Origin of the sequence: Aeromicrobium fastidiosum, assembly GCF_017876595.1 — a bacterium.
In the GTDB taxonomy this organism is placed as follows: Bacteria; Actinomycetota; Actinomycetes; order Propionibacteriales; family Nocardioidaceae; genus Aeromicrobium; species Aeromicrobium fastidiosum.
This window is the reverse complement of sequence record NZ_JAGIOG010000001.1, coordinates 3,045,200-3,061,592: the sequence shown is the minus strand read 5'-3', so window position 1 is coordinate 3,061,592 and position 16,393 is coordinate 3,045,200. Positions and strand designations below refer to the sequence as shown.

18 protein-coding genes are annotated in these 16,393 nt (G+C 70.1%); 15 read left to right on the top strand and 3 right to left on the bottom strand.

Annotated features, from left to right (window positions below):
• Positions 1-76 precede the first annotated feature (76 nt).
• From ribD to JOF40_RS15245, 8 genes are read left to right on the top strand one after another with little or no spacing between them, the layout of a single operon-like run.
• Positions 77-1,114, top strand: coding sequence for a bifunctional diaminohydroxyphosphoribosylaminopyrimidine deaminase/5-amino-6-(5-phosphoribosylamino)uracil reductase RibD (gene ribD, locus JOF40_RS15280; RefSeq protein WP_129183974.1), 1,038 nt, complete (start codon positions 77-79; stop codon positions 1,112-1,114).
• Positions 1,114-1,773: a riboflavin synthase gene (locus JOF40_RS15275; protein WP_129183976.1), complete on the top strand. Its 660-nt coding sequence runs from the start codon at positions 1,114-1,116 to the stop codon at positions 1,771-1,773. The genes ribD and JOF40_RS15275 overlap by 1 nt, the downstream gene beginning before the upstream one ends.
• Complete coding sequence (locus JOF40_RS15270; protein ID WP_129183978.1) at positions 1,770-3,002, top strand: bifunctional 3,4-dihydroxy-2-butanone-4-phosphate synthase/GTP cyclohydrolase II; 1,233 nt, start codon at positions 1,770-1,772, stop codon at positions 3,000-3,002. The genes JOF40_RS15275 and JOF40_RS15270 overlap by 4 nt, the downstream gene beginning before the upstream one ends.
• Positions 3,002-3,472 carry a 6,7-dimethyl-8-ribityllumazine synthase gene (gene ribH / locus JOF40_RS15265; protein WP_129183980.1) on the top strand — a complete coding sequence of 157 codons (471 nt, stop codon included), beginning with the start codon at positions 3,002-3,004 and terminating at the stop codon, positions 3,470-3,472. The genes JOF40_RS15270 and ribH overlap by 1 nt, the downstream gene beginning before the upstream one ends.
• Positions 3,473-3,494: 22 nt before the next feature.
• A complete protein-coding gene (locus JOF40_RS15260) occupies positions 3,495-3,758 on the top strand; it encodes a phosphoribosyl-ATP diphosphatase (RefSeq protein ID WP_129183982.1) in 264 nt (87 codons plus the stop codon).
• A 46-nt stretch (positions 3,759-3,804) separates the two neighbouring features.
• The gene (gene hisG, locus JOF40_RS15255) at positions 3,805-4,650 is read left to right on the top strand and encodes an ATP phosphoribosyltransferase (protein WP_129183984.1); all 846 of its coding nucleotides are present in this window, start codon (positions 3,805-3,807) and stop codon (positions 4,648-4,650) included.
• Positions 4,651-4,657: 7 nt separating this feature from the next.
• On the top strand, positions 4,658-5,071 hold the full coding sequence (locus JOF40_RS15250) for a PH domain-containing protein (RefSeq protein ID WP_129183986.1): 414 nt from the start codon (positions 4,658-4,660) through the stop codon (positions 5,069-5,071).
• Positions 5,071-5,544: an SseB family protein gene (locus JOF40_RS15245; RefSeq protein ID WP_129183988.1), complete on the top strand. Its 474-nt coding sequence runs from the start codon at positions 5,071-5,073 to the stop codon at positions 5,542-5,544. The genes JOF40_RS15250 and JOF40_RS15245 overlap by 1 nt, the downstream gene beginning before the upstream one ends.
• A 3-nt stretch (positions 5,545-5,547) precedes the next feature.
• Here the strand turns inward: JOF40_RS15245 and JOF40_RS15240 are convergent, their stop codons facing one another.
• The gene (locus JOF40_RS15240; RefSeq protein ID WP_129183990.1) at positions 5,548-6,552 is read right to left on the bottom strand and encodes a GNAT family N-acetyltransferase; all 1,005 of its coding nucleotides are present in this window, start codon (positions 6,550-6,552) and stop codon (positions 5,548-5,550) included.
• A 226-nt stretch (positions 6,553-6,778) separates the two neighbouring features.
• On the opposite strand from JOF40_RS15240, the gene infC reads away from it, so the two are divergent.
• The 7 genes from infC to pheT all read left to right on the top strand — a co-directional run bounded on the left by infC (position 6,779) and on the right by pheT (position 13,833).
• Complete coding sequence (gene infC / locus JOF40_RS15235) at positions 6,779-7,555, top strand: translation initiation factor IF-3 (protein ID WP_223148476.1); 777 nt, start codon at positions 6,779-6,781, stop codon at positions 7,553-7,555.
• A complete protein-coding gene (gene rpmI, locus JOF40_RS15230; RefSeq protein ID WP_129183993.1) occupies positions 7,556-7,750 on the top strand; it encodes a 50S ribosomal protein L35 in 195 nt (64 codons plus the stop codon).
• A 76-nt stretch (positions 7,751-7,826) separates the two neighbouring features.
• Positions 7,827-8,219, top strand: a complete 393-nt coding sequence (rplT, locus tag JOF40_RS15225) for a 50S ribosomal protein L20 (protein WP_056214223.1) — start codon at positions 7,827-7,829, stop codon at positions 8,217-8,219.
• 88 nt (positions 8,220-8,307) lie between these two features.
• Positions 8,308-9,075, top strand: a complete 768-nt coding sequence (locus JOF40_RS15220) for a TrmH family RNA methyltransferase (RefSeq protein WP_188111827.1) — start codon at positions 8,308-8,310, stop codon at positions 9,073-9,075.
• Between the two features lie 25 nt (positions 9,076-9,100).
• Complete coding sequence (locus JOF40_RS15215) at positions 9,101-10,159, top strand: sensor histidine kinase (protein WP_129183997.1); 1,059 nt, start codon at positions 9,101-9,103, stop codon at positions 10,157-10,159.
• Positions 10,160-10,213: 54 nt separating this feature from the next.
• A complete protein-coding gene (pheS, locus tag JOF40_RS15210) occupies positions 10,214-11,317 on the top strand; it encodes a phenylalanine--tRNA ligase subunit alpha (protein WP_129183999.1) in 1,104 nt (367 codons plus the stop codon).
• Positions 11,314-13,833, top strand: a complete 2,520-nt coding sequence (gene pheT, locus JOF40_RS15205; RefSeq protein WP_129184001.1) for a phenylalanine--tRNA ligase subunit beta — start codon at positions 11,314-11,316, stop codon at positions 13,831-13,833. Before pheS ends, pheT begins: the two co-directional genes overlap by 4 nt.
• Before the next feature lie 85 nt (positions 13,834-13,918).
• Here the strand turns inward: pheT and JOF40_RS15200 are convergent, their stop codons facing one another.
• Both JOF40_RS15200 and JOF40_RS15195 read right to left on the bottom strand, forming a co-directional pair.
• The gene (locus JOF40_RS15200; protein WP_129184003.1) at positions 13,919-14,479 is read right to left on the bottom strand and encodes a LemA family protein; all 561 of its coding nucleotides are present in this window, start codon (positions 14,477-14,479) and stop codon (positions 13,919-13,921) included.
• A gap of 71 nt (positions 14,480-14,550) precedes the next feature.
• Positions 14,551-16,365 carry a DUF2207 domain-containing protein gene (locus JOF40_RS15195; protein WP_129184005.1) on the bottom strand — a complete coding sequence of 605 codons (1,815 nt, stop codon included), beginning with the start codon at positions 16,363-16,365 and terminating at the stop codon, positions 14,551-14,553.
• Between the last annotated feature and the right edge of the window lie 28 nt (positions 16,366-16,393).

Below are 16,393 nucleotides of genomic sequence, written 5' to 3'. Positions count from 1 at the left end.
TCTCGACCGTGGAGGGCACCTGCTCGCCACGATGACCCCGGGCGTGTGGAGACGACACCACGACCCGGAGGACCACATGGCATCAGACGTCGAAGTCGCGGCGATGCGACGCGCGCTCGACGCCGCCGCGGCGACCCGGCGCACCCTGCCCAACCCCCGGGTCGGTTGCGTCCTGCTCGCCCCTGACGGCTCCGAGATCGCCGTCGGTGCGCACCACGGCGCGGGCACAGCGCACGCCGAGGTCGACGCCTTGACCCAGGCAGGTGAGGCGGCCCGCGGTGCCACCGCGGTCGTGACCCTCGAGCCGTGCAACCACACCGGACGCACCGGTCCGTGCGCCCAGGCGCTGATCGAGGCCGGCGTGGCCCGCGTCGTGTTCGCGCAGATCGACCCCGACCGCACGGCGTCGGGCGGGGCATCGACCCTGCGTGCCGCCGGCGTCGACGTCGAGGCCGGTGTCATGGCCGAGGAGGCCACCGACCTCAACGTCGAGTGGACGTTCGCGGTGACCGCCGGACGTCCGTTCGTCACCTGGAAGTACGCGGCGACCCTCGACGGCCTGAGCGCCGCGCCCGACGGAACCAGCAAGTGGATCACGAGCGAGGAGGCCCGTCGCGACGTCCAGCGGTTCCGCGCCGAGGCCGATGCGATCGTCGCGGGCACGGGTGCCGTGCTGGCCGACGACCCCCGCCTGACGGTGAGGGACGAGCGCGACATGCCGCTGCCGTTCGACCGTCAACCCCTGCGGGTCGTGGTCGGCGAGACGACGATCCCCAACTACTTCCGCGTCTTCGACCGCGTCGCCCCGACCTTGCTGATCCAGTCGCGCGATCCCGCGACCGTCCTGGCCAAGCTCGTCGACAACGGGGTGCGCCACATCTGGCTGGAGGGCGGACCGCGACTGGCGGGGGCGTTCTGGAACGCCGGCGTGATCGACCGCATCATCGGCTACATGGCACCCGCGATGCTCGGTTCGGGCCGCGCCGCGCTCGAGGGCGAGGCGACCACGTTGGCCGACCTGCGGCCCATCCAGATCGAGGACCTGACGATGATCGGTCCCGACATCCGCATCATCGGCACCCCCGGCCGCATGCAACGAGAGGACTTCGACTGATGTTCACCGGACTCGTGGAGGAGAAGGGCACGATCACCGCCGTCGAGCAGCTCGGCGACTCCGTGCGCCTGACGATCCGTGGCCCAGTCGTGACCTCCGACGCCGGCCACGGCGACTCGATCGCCGTCAACGGTTGCTGCCTGACGGTCATGACACTCGACCAGCACGATGACACGTTCGGTGCCGACGTCATGCAGGAGTCGCTCGACAAGACCTCGCTCGGCGACCTCACGGTCGGCTCCGAGGTCAACCTGGAGCGAGCCACGCAGGCCGGTGCGCGCCTGGGCGGTCACATCGTCCAGGGTCACGTCGACGGCACCGGACGCATCCTCGACCGCACGCCCAGCGAGCACGGTGGCGTCGTGGTCTGGGAGGTCGTGCGGGTCGCGCTGCCGGCCGAGCTGGCGCGCTACCTGGTCGACAAGGGCTCCGTCACGGTCGACGGCACGTCGCTGACCGTCGTCGAGGTCGTCGACGACGGGCCCGACGGCCCGTGGTTCTCGGTCTCCCTGATCCCCACGACCCTGGCCGACACGACCCTCGGCACGAAGGGTCCCGGCGACCGGGTCAACCTCGAGGTCGACATCCTCGCCAAGTACGTCGAGCGGCTGCTCGGCACCCAGAACCCGCACGATCCCGCCCAGGAGGGCCAGGCATGACCGAGCACGCCGGAGTGAGGCTCGACAGCATCGAGCGCGCCATCGCGGACTTCCGCGAGGGCAAGGCGATCGTCGTCGTCGACGACGAGGGCCGCGAGAACGAGGGCGACATCATCTTCGCCGCGAGCAAGGCGACGCCCGAGCTCATGGCGTTCCTGGTGCGCTACTCCAGCGGGTTGGTGTGCGCCCCCATCACGGGCGAGATCCTCGACCGGCTCGCGATCCCGCTCATGACGCCCCACAACCGCGAGAAGATGCGCACGGCGTACACCGTCTCGATCGACGCGCGCGACGGCATCACGACCGGCATCTCGGCCGCCGACCGCGCGCGCACCTGCCGGGTACTGGCCGACTCCGCGACCGAGCCGTTCGAGCTCAACCAGCCGGGCCACATCATCCCGCTGCGGGCCAAGCCCGGGGGAGTGCTCGAGCGGGCCGGCCACACCGAGGCAGCCGTCGATCTCGCCCGGCTCGCGGGCCTGACGCCCGCCGGGGTCATCGGCGAGGTGCTGAATGACGACGGCACCCTGATGCGCGCCCCCGAGCTGCGCGCGTTCGCCGACGAGCACGGCATCGCGCTGGTCTCGATCGAGGACCTCCAGGTGCACCTGCGACTGCACGAGTCGCAGGTCGACCGCCTCGCCACGACCCGGCTGCCCACCGAGTTCGGTGAGTTCACGGCGCACGGCTACCGCGACCGCATCGAGGGCTCGGAGCACGTCGCGCTGGTGCACGGCGACCCCGGCACCGAGGACGTCCTGGTCCGCATCCACTCCGAGTGCCTCACGGGGGACGTGTTCGGCTCGCGACGGTGCGACTGCGGCCCCCAGCTCGAGCTGTCGATGACCGAGATCACGGCGGCCGGTGCCGGCATCGTCGTCTACCTGCGGGGCCACGAGGGCCGCGGCATCGGGCTGCTGCACAAGCTGCAGGCCTATGCGCTGCAGGACACCGGCAGCGACACCGTCGACGCCAACGTCCAGCTCGGCTTCGGCGAGGACGAGCGCGACTACGCCGCCGGAGCGCAGATCCTGCGCGACCTCGGGGTGACGTCCACCCGCCTGCTGACCAACAACCCCGACAAGACGACGGCGCTCGAGGCGTACGGCGTCAAGGTCAGCGAGCGCCTCCCGCTGCTCATCGCGCCGACCGAGGACAGCATCCGATACCTGCAGACCAAGGCCGAGCGCATGGGCCACGACCTTCCCGGACTCGAGGAGAGCAACTGATGTCAGGACAGGGAGCACCCACGATCTTCGTCGACGGCGAGGGCGCACGCGTCGTCATCGTGGCGTCGCGCTGGCACACCGAGGTCATGGATGGACTGATCGCCGGTGCGCAGGCCGCGCTGGCCGAGGCCAAGGTCACCGACGTGACGGTCGTGCGGGCACCGGGCTCGTTCGAGCTGCCGATCATCTGCCAGGCCTACGCCCGGCAGGGGTACGACGCCGTCATCGCGCTGGGCGTCATCATCCGCGGCAGCACCCCGCACTTCGAGTACGTCTCGGCGGCCGCGACCGACGGGCTGAGCCGCGTCGCGCTCGACACCGGCGTGCCGGTCGGCTTCGGGCTGCTGACCACCGACGACGAGCAGCAGGCCCTCGACCGGGCAGGTCTGGCCGACAGCCCTGAGGACAAGGGACGCGAGGCGGTCGAGGCGGCGCTGTCGACCTGGAACGTGCTGCGCACCCTCGGCTGACGCACCGATAGACTCATCTGCGATGAAGACCTTCGACGACCTCTTCGCCGAGCTGACCGACAAGGCAGCCCGGCGCCCCGAGGGCTCGCGCACCGTCGCCGAGCTCGATTCCGGCGTGCACTCGATCGGCAAGAAGCTGGTCGAGGAGGCCGCCGAGTCGTGGATGGCCGCCGAGCACGAGGGCCCCGAGCGCACGGCCGAGGAGATCAGCCAGCTGCTCTACCACGCGCAGGTCATGATGATCGCCGCCGGCATCTCGCTCGACGACGTCTACGCGTATCTGTGACGCAGCGCCTCCATCGCCTGTCACAGCACCCCTGAAGAGAGACACCATGCTCAAGATCGCCGTGCCCAACAAGGGCGCGCTCGCCGAGGCGGCGTCGCTGATGCTGACCGAGGCCGGCTACCGCCAGCGCCGCAACTCCAAGGACCTCGTGATCCTCGATCCCGAGAACGACGTCGAGTTCTTCTACCTGCGTCCCCGCGACATCGCGATCTACGTGGGGGAGGGCACCCTCGACGTCGGCATCACGGGCCGCGACCTGCTGCTCGACTCCGGTGCCGACGCCGCCGAGAGCATGACGCTGGGCTTCGGGGCGTCGACCTTCCGGTTCGCCGGGCCGATCGGTGCCCTGAAGACCGTCGACGACCTGCAGGGCCTGCGCATCGCGACCTCGTACGAGGGGATCGTCGGCGGCTACCTGGCCGAGCGCGGCATCACCGCCGACGTCGTGCGGCTCGACGGTGCCGTCGAGTCGTCGATCCGCTTGGGCGTCGCCGACGCGATCGCCGACGTCGTCGAGACCGGCAGCACGCTGCGGCAGGCTGATCTCGAGGTGTTCGGCGAGCCGATCCTGTCGTCGGAGGCGGTCATGATCACCTCGGCGAACGCCGAGGAGTCGGCCGGCTTCGAGGTGTTCAAGCGACGGCTCGACAGCGTCATCGTGGCGCGCACCTACATCATGATGGACTACGACATCAGCGTCGACCAGGTCGAGCGGGCCGTCGAGCTGACACCCGGCATCGAGTCGCCGACGGTGTCGCCCCTGCATCGCGAGGGGTGGGTAGCGGTGCGCTCCATGGTGCCCCGGGACGCCGCCCAGAAGATCATGGACGAGCTGTACGGCCTCGGCGCACGGGGCATCCTCGTGACGGACATCCTCGCCTGTCGGATCTGAGGACGCCGTGGATCTGAGGACGTTCCGGCCCGCGGGTGCGCGCATCGTCGCGTACGCCGTCGCCGTCATCATGCTCGTGCTGACGGGCGTCATCGCCTTCGCGCTGCCCGACGAGATCTACTTCACGACGGCCGAGACGATCACGCTGTGGATCATCATCGTCGCGGTGCTGGCGCTGCTGCACGGCATCGGGCGCAGCGTCGTGCGCGCGGGCGACGAGGGCATCGAGGTCGTCAACGGCTACCGCCGGCACGACGTGTCGTGGCACGAGATCGAGGGGTTCGGGATGAGCAACGGCGCCCCGTGGCCGACGCTCGTGACCAAGGACGACGAACGCATCATGCTGTTCGCGATCCAGGGCAGCGACGGCGGTGCGTACGCCCGCGAGGCGCTGGCCTACCTGCGCGGCAGGGTCGGCTGATGGCAGGACACGAGAGGTCCCTGGCCAGCCCGCAGTTCCCGGGCGACGACGGCAGCGTCGCTCCCGTCCTGGCCGAGGCGCTGGGCGACGACATCGCGGTGCTGCAGGCCCTGCCCGGTGTGCGGGTGTTCGTGCCGATCGTCCCGCTGCTGGGCGACGCGCCCGTCGAGGGCGACAAGAACGCCGACATGGCGGCCGTGCTCATGACGGGTGCCGACGGCCGCCAGGCACTGCTCGCGTTCAGCAGCATCGCGACGATGGCGGCATGGGACGCGCAGGCCCGACCGGTGCCGGTGCTCGGCCGTGACGCCGCGCTGGCAGCGCTCGACGAGGGAGCGACGGCGATCCTGCTCGACCTCGGGAGCCCGTCGTTCTCGGTCGTCGAGCACGACGACGTGCAGCACCTCGCCGCCGGCCACCGCTTGGTGCTCAGCGAGGTCGGCGCGGCCTGGGTCAGCGGCACGGGCCCGTAGCGTTCAGCCGGCCGCGACGGCCCGGACGTCGCGTAGCGGCACCGTGATGTGCACGTTGCCGTCGTGACGCTCGACGCGGGCGACGAAGCCGGCACGGCCGACAGCACGCAGCAGCCGGTCGTTGGACCCGGCGGTCACGAACGTCAGGCGGGCGGCGCCGGCCTGCTTGGCGCGCCCCGCGGCATACCTCATGAGCCGGGTGCCGAGGCCCTGCTGCTGCCACGCGTCCTCGACGATGAGCTGGAACGTCCACGCGTCGTCGACGAGCTCGAGCACGCCGTGCCCGACGACGTCGGTGCCGACCTGCACCACGAGGGCCATCCCGTGGTCGGGCACGACCAGGCGTCGCGCCATGCGCGTCGTCATCGGCATCTTGAGCGGCACCTGGTAACGGTCGTACAGCGTGTCGACGCTGCAGCGCTCGTGCAGCGCGGACACGGCCTCGATGTCGGCGAGGCCCGCCTCGCGGACGACCGGCACCGCCCCGCGCGTCGAGGGCGTGATCAGCGGAACGTCGACGCCGGCGTCGCTCACGAGCGAGAGCAGCGCCTGCGCGCGGGCGCGCTCGACCGCCGTGAAGGGGACCGCGCGACTCACCGTCAGCTCCGACCCGTCGCGGCGGGTCAGCGCGAGCACGTCGTGCCCGGCATAGTCGGCGACGTCGGGCGGCTCCGTCTCGAGCAGCTCGTGCAGCACCTCGACGACGTCGCGTCCCTCCTCGAGCACCTCGTGCACGCCGCGCAGGTAGCGGGTCGGCGCGTCGGTCAGAGAGGCGTCGCTGACCCGAGTCGCCGAGACGTCCGAGCCTCCGGCGTCGGCGAACAGCGCGGCGATCATGACGTCGGTCCACCCGTCCGGGCCGCTCACGACCAGCTCGTCGGTGACGAGCGGCGTCGTCGGGAAGACCTGGAGCCCCAGGATGTTGACGCCGGCGCGCCCGCACGCCAGCGCGATCTCGGCCAGGATCCCCGGCCTGTCCGCAAGAGTCGTCCGTACGCGCCACAGCATGCGATCATCGTGCAGCGAGCAGTTTGCGGAACCGATTCCACGATGTTTCGTGCAGGGAACGTGTCGGTTTTGTCGATATCGGTGTCCCGCTGATAGTCTGGACGCTGAAGTGGAGGTCACCTCCCACCTACGTGGTTCCTGATCACGAGGTTTGGCAGTTCTTTTGTCTGCGGTGCAGACCTGGTTCAAGAGGACTGTGGTTACGTACATCCCTGCCTAGGCGGGAATGCGTGGTCGGTGGCGTCCGTTTCACACGGGGGCCACTTTTTTTGTTTCTCAGTCCGTGGCCCTCCACACGACCCCAGGAGGATCCATCACCACAGAGCTGCGCGTCAACGACCGAATCCGAGTGCCCGAAGTACGCCTCGTCGGTCCTGGCGGTGAACAGGTCGGCATCGTTCGTATCGAAGATGCCCTGCGACTGGCGGCGGAAGCCGATCTCGATCTCGTCGAGGTGGCGCCCACAGCTCGTCCGCCCGTCTGCCGTCTCATGGACTACGGCAAGTTCAAGTACGAGACCGCACAGAAGGCTCGCGAGTCCCGTCGCAACCAGACGAACACCATCATCAAAGAGATGAAGCTGCGCCCCAAGATCGACCAGCACGACTACGACACCAAGAAGGGTCACGTCGTCCGATTCCTGAAGGCCGGCGACAAGGTCAAGATCACGATCATGTTCCGTGGTCGTGAGCAGCACCGTCCCGAGCTGGGATACCGGCTGCTGCAGCGTCTGGCTGCCGACGTCGAGGACCTCGGGTTCATCGAGTCGAACGCCCGCCAGGACGGTCGCAACATGACGATGGTCCTCGGTCCGCACAAGAAGAAGTCCGAGGCGCAGGCCGAGGTCAAGGCCGAGAAGGTCAAGAGCATGGACGCGAAGGCCGCCGAGAAGGAAGCCGAAGAGGCCGAGGTCAAGGCGTATCGCGAGGCCGCCCAGGCGGTCGCCACACCCAAGAAGCCACGTCGTCGTTCAGAGAACCTCGACCCAGACATGGAGGCATAAATGCCGAAGTTCAAGCCCCACTCGGGGATGAAGAAGCGCGTCAAGGTCACCGGCAGCGGAAAGCTCCGTCGTGAGCAGACCAACCGTCGTCACCTGCTCGAGGTCAAGTCGTCGGCACGCAAGCGTCGTCTCGAGGGCTCCACGGCCGTCTCGAAGAACGACGTCCCCCGCGTGAAGAAGATGCTCGGTCTCTGACCGCGTTCCACCCCACCCTTTCCCGGACCGGCTGGTCCCAGGACCAGCGAGTCCACTGATTTGAAGGAGAACTGAGATGGCACGCGTCAAGCGCTCAGTCAATGCACAGAAGAAGCGTCGTCAGACACTCGAGCGGGCTGCGGGCTACCGCGGTCAGCGCTCGCGCCTGTACCGCAAGGCCAAGGAGCAGGTCACCCACTCCCTGGTCTACAGCTACCGCGACCGGAAGGCCAAGAAGGGCGACTTCCGTCGTCTCTGGATCCAGCGCATCAACGCTGCGGTCCGCGCCGAGGGCATGACCTACAACCGCTTCATCCAGGGCCTCAAGGCCGCGGGTGTCGAGGTCGACCGCAAGATCCTGGCCGAGCTGGCCGTCCACGAGCCCGCAGCGTTCTCGGCACTCGTGCAGACCGCGAAGGACAACCTTCCGGCCGACGTCAACGCTCCGAAGGACGGCGCCGCGGCCTGACCGCGGTTGCCCTCCCAGCAGCACCTACGCAGTGGCGAGTCCTCCACCCGGTCCCGGGCCGAGTGAGCTCACCGTCCGATCCGGACGTGTGAAGCACACCAGGAGGCTCGCCACTCGTGCGTTCAGGGCCGATCAGCGAGAGTTCGTCGCAGAGGGCCCGCAGGCGGTGCGCGAGGCACTGGCCACCGAGCACGCGACGCTCGAGGTGTTCGCGACGGTGGCTGCCACCGAGCAGCACGTCGACCTCGTCGAGGCCGCCCGTCGTGCTGAGATCGCGTGGCACGTCGTCACCGACGACGTCGTCGAGGCGATCGCCGACACGGTGCAGCCGCAGGGCGTCGTCGCACGCTGCGCGATGCTCGATCGTCCGCTCGCGGCAATGCTCGACCGCTCGCCCGGATTCGTCGTGGTGTGCGCCGACATCCGCGACCCCGGCAACGCCGGTGCCGTCATCCGGTGCGCCGACGCGGCCGGGGCCGACGGCGTCGTCTTCGTGGGCGACAGCGTCGACCCGTACAACCCCAAGTCGGTCCGGGCGACGGTCGGCAGCATCTTCCACCTGCCCATCGCGATCGAGCGCGACGTCGAGACGTCGCTCGCGTCGTTGCAGTCCGCAGGACTCACGGTGCTGGCCGCCGACGGCAACGGCGACGTCGGGCTCTTCGACGCCGACCTCGACCTGTCGGTGCCCGTGGCCTGGCTCATGGGCAACGAGGCGTGGGGCCTGCCGGACGACGTCCGCGCACTGGCCGACCACGTCGTCGCGGTGCCGATCTTCGGCCGCGCCGAGAGCCTCAACCTCGCCACCGCGGCAGCCGTGTGCCTCTACGCGACGGCGCGCGTTCGGCACAACTAGTCCTTTGGTACTAGATTCACCCGTCATGGAGTCCGCCCACCGCTCAGACTTCGACCACTACCCGGACGGCGTGATCATCGCCGGCCCCGAGGGCCTGGTCGAGTACGTCAATCCGCGCATCGTCGCGATGGCGCGGGCCCAGGGCGACGAGATGCTGGGCATGCACCTGTCGGTCGCCGTCCCGTTCGACGACCTCAACGGCAACTCCTGGTACGACAGCACCCGGCCGTACGACGGTCTCAACATCCGCTCCCGCATCTCGGAGTCGTCGTGGTGGTCGCCCAAGGGCAGCGAGTACCTCATCACGGCCACACTGGTCCGCGAGCGCCGGGGCGGTCCCGTGCAGCGGGTCGTCGTGAGCGTCCGCAACGCCCGCATCCGCAACCAGGCCGACCGTGAGCGGTCCGACCTGGTCGCGACGGTGGCGCACGAGCTGCGCTCGCCGCTGACCGGCATCAAGGGATTCACCTCGACCCTGCTGACCAAGTGGGACAAGTTCTCCGAGCAGCAGCGCCAGCTGATGCTCGAGACCGTCGACTCCGACGCCGACCGGCTGAGCCGGCTCATCACCGAGCTGCTCGACGCGGCGCGCATCGACGCGGGCCGGCTGACCCTCAAGCGCGGTCCGGTCAAGCTCGACGAGGTCGTGCGCCATGTGCTGACCAATGTCTCAGGTGGGGCCACCGACCCGTTCGAGATCAGCATCGGCGACGACCTCGACCTCATCTGGGGCGACAGCGACCGCATCCACCAGGTCGTCACCAACCTGGTCGAGAACGCGATGCGTCACGGCTTCGGCCTGCGCGAGATCGTCGTGCAGAACACCGTGCACCCCGACTACCTGGGCGGTGTGTCGCTGCAGGTGCACGACAACGGCCCGGGCATCCCCGTCGAGATGCGCCAGCGCGTGTTCAGCCGGTTCTGGCGCTCCGGCCCCGGCGCGGGCAGCGGCCTCGGCATGTACATCGTGCGCGGCATCGTGGAGGAGCACGGTGGAGCCATCGACATCCAGGACGCGGAGGGCGGCGGGGCCCAGATCCGCGTGTGGTTCCCGATCAACGAGCCCGAGTCGATGTCCGACTGACGGTCACTAGACTGGGCGGGATCGTTCGTCGTCTCCGCGAAAGTCAGGTCCGCAGTGTCCGCGCCCAACTCCTCGTACGACCCGGTCGAGGTCACCCCTCTGCGATCCGACGAGGTCGAGCGCATGCGCGACGAGGCCTTGGCCGCCGTCGCCGCCGCCACCTCGCTCGACGACCTCAAGCAGGTCCGCATCGACCACGCCGGTGACCGCTCGCCGATCGCGCTGGCGAACCGCGAGATCGGGGCGCTGCAGCCGCAGGCCCGCAAGGAGGCCGGTCAGCGCATCGGCCAGGCCCGCGGCGCCGTCAACCAGGCACTGGCCGCCCGCACGGCCGAGCTCGAGGCGGCCGAGGAGGAGACCGCGTTGGTGGCCGAGGCGGTCGACGTGACGCTGCCGTGGGACGTCGCGCCCGTCGGAGCCCGTCACCCCGTCACGACGCTGTCCGAGCACATCGCCGACATCTTCGTCGCAATGGGCTGGGAGATCGCCGAGGGGCCCGAGGTCGAGGCCGAGTGGCTCAACTTCGACGCGCTCAACCTGGGCCCCGACCACCCGGCCCGCACGATGCAGGACACCTTCTGGGTCACGCCCGAGAAGGCCGCGATGGTGCTGCGCACGCACACGTCGCCGGTGCAGGCGCGCACGATGCTGACGCGCGAACCCCCCATCTACGTCGCGTGCCCCGGACGGGTCTTCCGCACCGACGAGCTCGACGCGACCCACTCGCCGGTGTTCCACCAGGTCGAGGGGCTCGCGATCGACAAGGGCCTGTCGATGGCGCACCTCAAGGGCACGCTCGACCACTTCGCGCAGGCGATCTACGGCGACGGCATGACGACGCGCTTCCGTCCGTCCTACTTCCCGTTCACCGAGCCGAGCGCCGAGATGGACCTGCTCTGCTACGTGTGCCACAACGAGCCCGACGCCGTCGCGGCGTGCCGCACCTGCAAGGGCGAGGGCTGGGTCGAGTGGGGCGGATGCGGGGTCGTCAACCCCCGCGTGCTGGTCGCCTGCGGCGTCGATCCCGAGGTGTACTCGGGATTCGCCTTCGGCATCGGCATCGACCGCACCATCACGTCGCGCTACGACATCGCCGACCTGCGCGATCTGTTCGACGGCGACATCCGTTTCACCGAGCCGTTCGGAGTAGAGCTGTGAAGGTTCCTGTCAGCTGGCTGCGCGACTACGTCGACCTGCCCGACGAGCTGACCACCGAGGCCCTCGCCGCGCGTCTGACCGCCTTCGACCTCAAGCTCGAGGAGATCGTGTCGTCGGGCATCAGCGGCCCGCTGGTGGTCGGACGCGTGCTGTGCCTCGTCAAGGAGGAGCAGAAGAACGGCAAGACGATCAACTGGTGCCGCGTCGACGTCGGCGCGCACAACGATCCGTCGGTGCCGGACGCCCCGGGCGACGACGTGCCGTCCCGCGGCATCATCTGCGGTGCGCACAACTTCGTCGAGGGCGACCTGGTCGTCGTCTCGCTGCCTGGCACGGTGCTGCCGGCTCTCGCCAATTTCATCCCGGGTGGTGAGATCAGCGCGCGCAAGACCTACGGCCACGTGTCCGACGGGATGATCTGCTCGTCGGCCGAGCTCGACCTGCCCGGCGACGCCAGCGGCATCATCGTGCTCGAGCCCGGCTCGGCGCAGCCCGGAGACGACGCGATCGCGCTGCTCGGCCTGGGGGAGGAGGTCCTCGACCTCGAGGTCAACCCCGACCGTGCCTACGCCCTGTCACTGCGTGGCGTGGCCCGCGACGCGGCGATCGCCTTCGGCGTGTCCTTCCACGACCCGGCGGACGTCCAGTCACCGCCCGCCGGCGACGGCTGGCCGGTCCGGGTCGATGACCCTGCCGCGGCCCCCGTCTTCGTAGCGCTCGAGGTCACCGGCTTCGACCCGACCCGGCCGTCCCCGGCCTGGATGGCGCAGCGACTCGAGCAGTGCGGCATGCGCTCGATCTCGCTGGCCGTCGACATCAGCAACTACGTCATGCTCGAGCTCGGCCAGCCGAATCACGCGTACGACCGCGCCAAGCTGCAGGGCGACATCGTCGTGCGCCGGGCCACCGTCGGCGAGAAGATCACGACCCTCGACGACGTCGTGCGTGAGCTCGACGTCGACGACCTGGTGATCACCGACGACCGCGGCCCCGTGGGCATCGCGGGCGTCATGGGTGCGGCGTCCGTCGAGATCGACGACTCCACGACCGACATCGTGATCGAGTCGGCGTACTTCGACCCCGCGACGATCTTCCGGTCGGCGCGCCGCCACCGCATCGGCTCCGAGGCGTCCAAGCGCAACGAGCGGGGCATCGACTCGACGCTCCAAGCGCGTGCCGCGTCGCGTGTCGCCGAGCTGATGGTCGAGCTCGGCGGGGGGGCCGTGGCCGAGGTCATGACGGTTGTCGGCGAGTCGCCCGCGATGGCATCGATCGAGCTGTCGACGTCGCTGCCGGCCCGCATCACGGGGGTCGACATCGACACCGTCACGGCGGTCGAGGCCCTCGAGGCCAATGGCTGCACGGTCGAGGTCGACCACGAGTGGCTGACCGTGACCCCGCCGCCGTGGCGGCCCGACCTGACCGACCCCTACGACATCGTCGAGGACGTGCTGCGCGTCGTCGGCTACGACCAGGTGCCGTCCGTCATCCCCGTGGCCCCCGCTGGTCGTGGTCTGACCGTCGCCCAGAAGCTGCGCCGCCGTGTCGGCACCGTGCTGGCCGGCGAGGGGCTCGTCGAGGTCAAGACGTTCCCCTTCGCCGGACCCGCCGACTGGGACCGCATGGGGCTCGACGCCGACGACATCCGTCGCCGGCAGGTGCTGCTCGAGAACCCGCTGTCGGCCGAAGATCCCGGCATGACGACGACGCTGCTGTCGGGTCTGCTGCGCAGCCTCGTGCTCAACATCGGGCGCGGTCACGCCGATGTTCACATCACCGAGACGGGGCGGGTCTTCCTGCCGCGCCCCGGTGCCGCCGAGGCACCCATCTACGGCGTCGCTCGTCGCCCGACGGCCGACGAGCTGGCGGCGTTGACGTCCGCGCTGCCCGACCAGCCCTTCCACGTCGGACTCGTCATGAGCGGCGAGCGCGTGCGGTCGGGCTGGGCCGGTCCAGGCCGGGCCGCGACGTGGGCCGATGCCGTGGCGGTCGTCCAGCACCTGGCGGCGTCGCTGCACGTCGAGGTGACGGTCGAGGCGGCGTCGCTCGCGCCGTGGCATCCCGGACGCTGTGCGGCGGTGCTGGTCGATGGCGAGGTCGTCGGCCACGCCGGTGAGCTGCACCCGCGGGTGCTCAAGGCGTACGGCCTGCCGCCTCGCGTGGTGGCGGCCGAGATCGACCTCGACGCGCTGATCGCGGCGTCGCCGGCGATCGGCCCGCGCCCGGAGTTCTCGTCGTACCCCGTCGCCAAGGAGGATCTGGCCCTCGTGGTCGACGCCTCGGTGGCGGCCGGACCGCTCGGCCAGGCCCTCGCGGCGGCCAGCCCACTCATCGAGTCGGCGCGGCTGTTCGACGCGTACACGGGAGACCAAGTGCCCGAGGGCAAGAAGTCGCTGGCCTACGCCCTGCGGTTGAGGGCCCCCGACCGCACCCTCACCGACGACGACATCCGCGGAGCCCGCGAGGCCGCGGTGAGCGCAGCGAACCGGGCCGCAGGAGCCACCCTCCGCACCTAGCCCGCTGTTGACGCGTGGGTTGCGACCCCGTGAGGCGCGGGTTGCGCAACCCACGCGTCAGCGGTGCGCAACCCACGCGTCAGCGTCAGAAGGTGACGGAGGGGGCGGTGTCCTGGCCGTCGGGGGCGTTGTAGAACTCGCGGGCCTGGACGCCGGCGATGCCGGTGAACAGCAGCCACGGAATCGTCTTGACGATGTTGTTGAGGCTCGCGACGGCGTCGTTGTAGTACTGGCGGGCGAACGAGATCTTGTTCTCGGTGTCCGAGAGCTCCTTCTGCAGCTCCAGGAAGTTGGTCGACGCCTTCAGGTCGGGGTAGGCCTCGGCGACTGCGAGGACGTCGACGATCGCCTTGTCCAGCTGGGCGTTGGCGGCCGACTTCTCGGCCACGGTGCCGTCGCTGGCCGCGGCCTTGGCCGCGGTGCGGGCGCGGGTGACCTCCTCGAAGACGCCCTTCTCGTGCTGGGCGTATCCCTTGACGGTGTTGACGAGGTTGGGGATCAGGTCGGCGCGGCGGGTCAGCTGGACGTCGATGCCGCCGAGGGCCTCCTGCGCGCCGATGTCGAGGCGGCGCAGCTTGTTGAAGGCGTAGGCCGCGAACAGCCCCACGACGACGAGGATGGCGATGATGGTGAGCAGGACGGTCATGGATGTCTCCAGGTGCGGTTCAGAAGGACGGGAAGCAGTTGGTGCGTGGACGGGGGAGTCGCCGTGCGGGTCTACCAGGAGCCGCCTCCGCCGCCCCCGCCTCCGCCACCGCCGCTGAAGCCGCCCCCGCCTCCGCCGCCCGACGAGGACGACGACTGCGTGGCGGAGTAGGCGCTGATGGCACCGGCGAGCGAGCTCTCGAAGCCCGAGAAGTCACCGCCTCCGCCGAAGCCTCCGCCGACCGAGCCGGTGCCGCCGGCGAGCCACACGGGTGACGGTGCCGGCGCGCCCGTGGTGGTCTCGTACTTGCGGGCCCACCGGTCGGCGCAGTCGAAGGCGACGGCGTAGGGGATGAAGGCGGTGTAGAGCTCCTGCTTGCCGCTGAAGTCGAAGCGGTCCTTGGCCGAGCTGGTCGACAGCATCCGCTCGAAGCCACCCGATCGCGACCACAGGTCGCGGCCGAGTGCCGTGCGACGCTTGCCGACGCCGGCCGTGAGCAGCCCGGCACCACCGAGTGCGAAGCCCGCGAACGGGAGCGCGTAGACCGCAGGCACCGGGCTGACGAACGCCACGATCCCGACGACGACCATGGCGATGAACGACATCACGACCGCGACGCGGGCCGCGATCTCGGCCGGGGCAGCCGTCTGCGCGCCGATGCCCTCGGCCCAGCGATCGACGACAGCGGGCAGCTCGTCCCGCGTCGACTGCAGCTTCTCGCCGGCCTTGACGGTCTTCTTGCCGGCCCTGAACGTCTTGCCCGGCTGCGTCACGCCGAGCGACTCGCCCACGTGGCGGGTCACGTCGTCGGTGCCAGCCCATGCCTCGGCGTCGCCCATGCCCGTGATGGTCCACGCCCCGTCGTCGTGCGACAGGGTCGTCAGGCCACGCTCGGCCTGGTGGAGCAGGGTCGCCACGAGGGCTCGCTCGGGCACCTCCTCGGTCGTCAAGTACGCCGTCTGCACCGGCCCGAGCCCCGTCGGCGGCTCGTACGTCACCGGGAGTCCCGGCTCGTCCTCGCGGGACCTGCGGTCGAGGACGTACCCGAGTCCGGCCAGGACCACCGCGACGAACAGGACGACGACCAGGGCGGTACGGGACTGGCCAAGAGTCCCGTCCGCCTCGATGCCCCACGGTGCCGTGACCCGGTCGGGCGCTGGCACGGGCAGGGCGATGCGCACCGTCACGGGTGTGCGCGCCGGCAGGGCACCCGTCGTGACGGTCACGGTGTCGGTGCCGTCTCCGGCGACCGTGCACGGGCCGAGCCCCGCGTCCCCGAAGCCCGTCGTGCACTGCACCTGGCCGGCCGCCGCGGGCAGCGTCATGCGGATCGTGGCCTGGTCGATGTCCATCTGCCAGCCCTGGGCGACGACGTTCCAGTAGAAGACCGACTCGGACGGACGGTCGTCGGCCCAGCTCGACGACGAGGCGGAGTCGTTGCCGACCGTCGTCGGCGAGAGCGCGCCGTCGATGCGATAGCTGACCGTGTAGGTGTGCGTGCCGGGGGAGACCGTCGAGTCGGGGTCGCCGATCTTGGCGACCCGCAGCTGTCGCCCCTTCTGCCACGACAGCTCGACCGGCACCGACCGCCCGTCGAGCTCGACGTCGATCTGCTGCGGGTCGAGCCGCACGTGGTCGTCGCTGGGGTCGGAGAGGTCCCAGAACCTGAAGATGCCGTGGCGGCCGACCGGGAACTCCGTCGTCAGCGTCTCCTTGGCGACGAGCGTCCCGTCGGCCGTGACGACGTAGTCGGCCTGGTAGTCGGAGATGCGGACGGGATCGGGCCCGGACGCCGTCGTGTCGGGCGCGATGGCCGCCAGCAGGGGGAGCAGCAGGATCACCGCGGCGACGACGAGCACGACCAGGCGCAGCAGGATCCGCTTCATGGCTGCATCCTAGGGGTCGGGCGACACC

Excerpts from the sequence above, each read along its gene's own strand:
- ribD (WP_129183974.1), top strand. The coding sequence starts at position 77 with ATGGCATCAGACGTCGAAGTCGCGGCGATGCGACGCGCGCTCGACGCC.
- JOF40_RS15275 (WP_129183976.1), top strand. The coding sequence starts at position 1,114 with ATGTTCACCGGACTCGTGGAGGAGAAGGGCACGATCACCGCCGTCGAG.
- JOF40_RS15270 (WP_129183978.1), top strand. The coding sequence starts at position 1,770 with ATGACCGAGCACGCCGGAGTGAGGCTCGACAGCATCGAGCGCGCCATC.
- ribH (WP_129183980.1), top strand. The coding sequence starts at position 3,002 with ATGTCAGGACAGGGAGCACCCACGATCTTCGTCGACGGCGAGGGCGCA.
- JOF40_RS15260 (WP_129183982.1), top strand. The coding sequence starts at position 3,495 with ATGAAGACCTTCGACGACCTCTTCGCCGAGCTGACCGACAAGGCAGCC.
- hisG (WP_129183984.1), top strand. The coding sequence starts at position 3,805 with ATGCTCAAGATCGCCGTGCCCAACAAGGGCGCGCTCGCCGAGGCGGCG.
- JOF40_RS15245 (WP_129183988.1), top strand. The coding sequence starts at position 5,071 with ATGGCAGGACACGAGAGGTCCCTGGCCAGCCCGCAGTTCCCGGGCGAC.
- JOF40_RS15240 (WP_129183990.1), bottom strand. The coding sequence starts at position 6,552 with ATGCTGTGGCGCGTACGGACGACTCTTGCGGACAGGCCGGGGATCCTG.
- infC (WP_223148476.1), top strand. The coding sequence starts at position 6,779 with ATGCGTGGTCGGTGGCGTCCGTTTCACACGGGGGCCACTTTTTTTGTT.
- rpmI (WP_129183993.1), top strand. The coding sequence starts at position 7,556 with ATGCCGAAGTTCAAGCCCCACTCGGGGATGAAGAAGCGCGTCAAGGTC.
- rplT (WP_056214223.1), top strand. The coding sequence starts at position 7,827 with ATGGCACGCGTCAAGCGCTCAGTCAATGCACAGAAGAAGCGTCGTCAG.
- JOF40_RS15215 (WP_129183997.1), top strand. The coding sequence starts at position 9,101 with ATGGAGTCCGCCCACCGCTCAGACTTCGACCACTACCCGGACGGCGTG.
- JOF40_RS15200 (WP_129184003.1), bottom strand. The coding sequence starts at position 14,479 with ATGACCGTCCTGCTCACCATCATCGCCATCCTCGTCGTCGTGGGGCTG.
- JOF40_RS15195 (WP_129184005.1), bottom strand. The coding sequence starts at position 16,365 with ATGAAGCGGATCCTGCTGCGCCTGGTCGTGCTCGTCGTCGCCGCGGTG.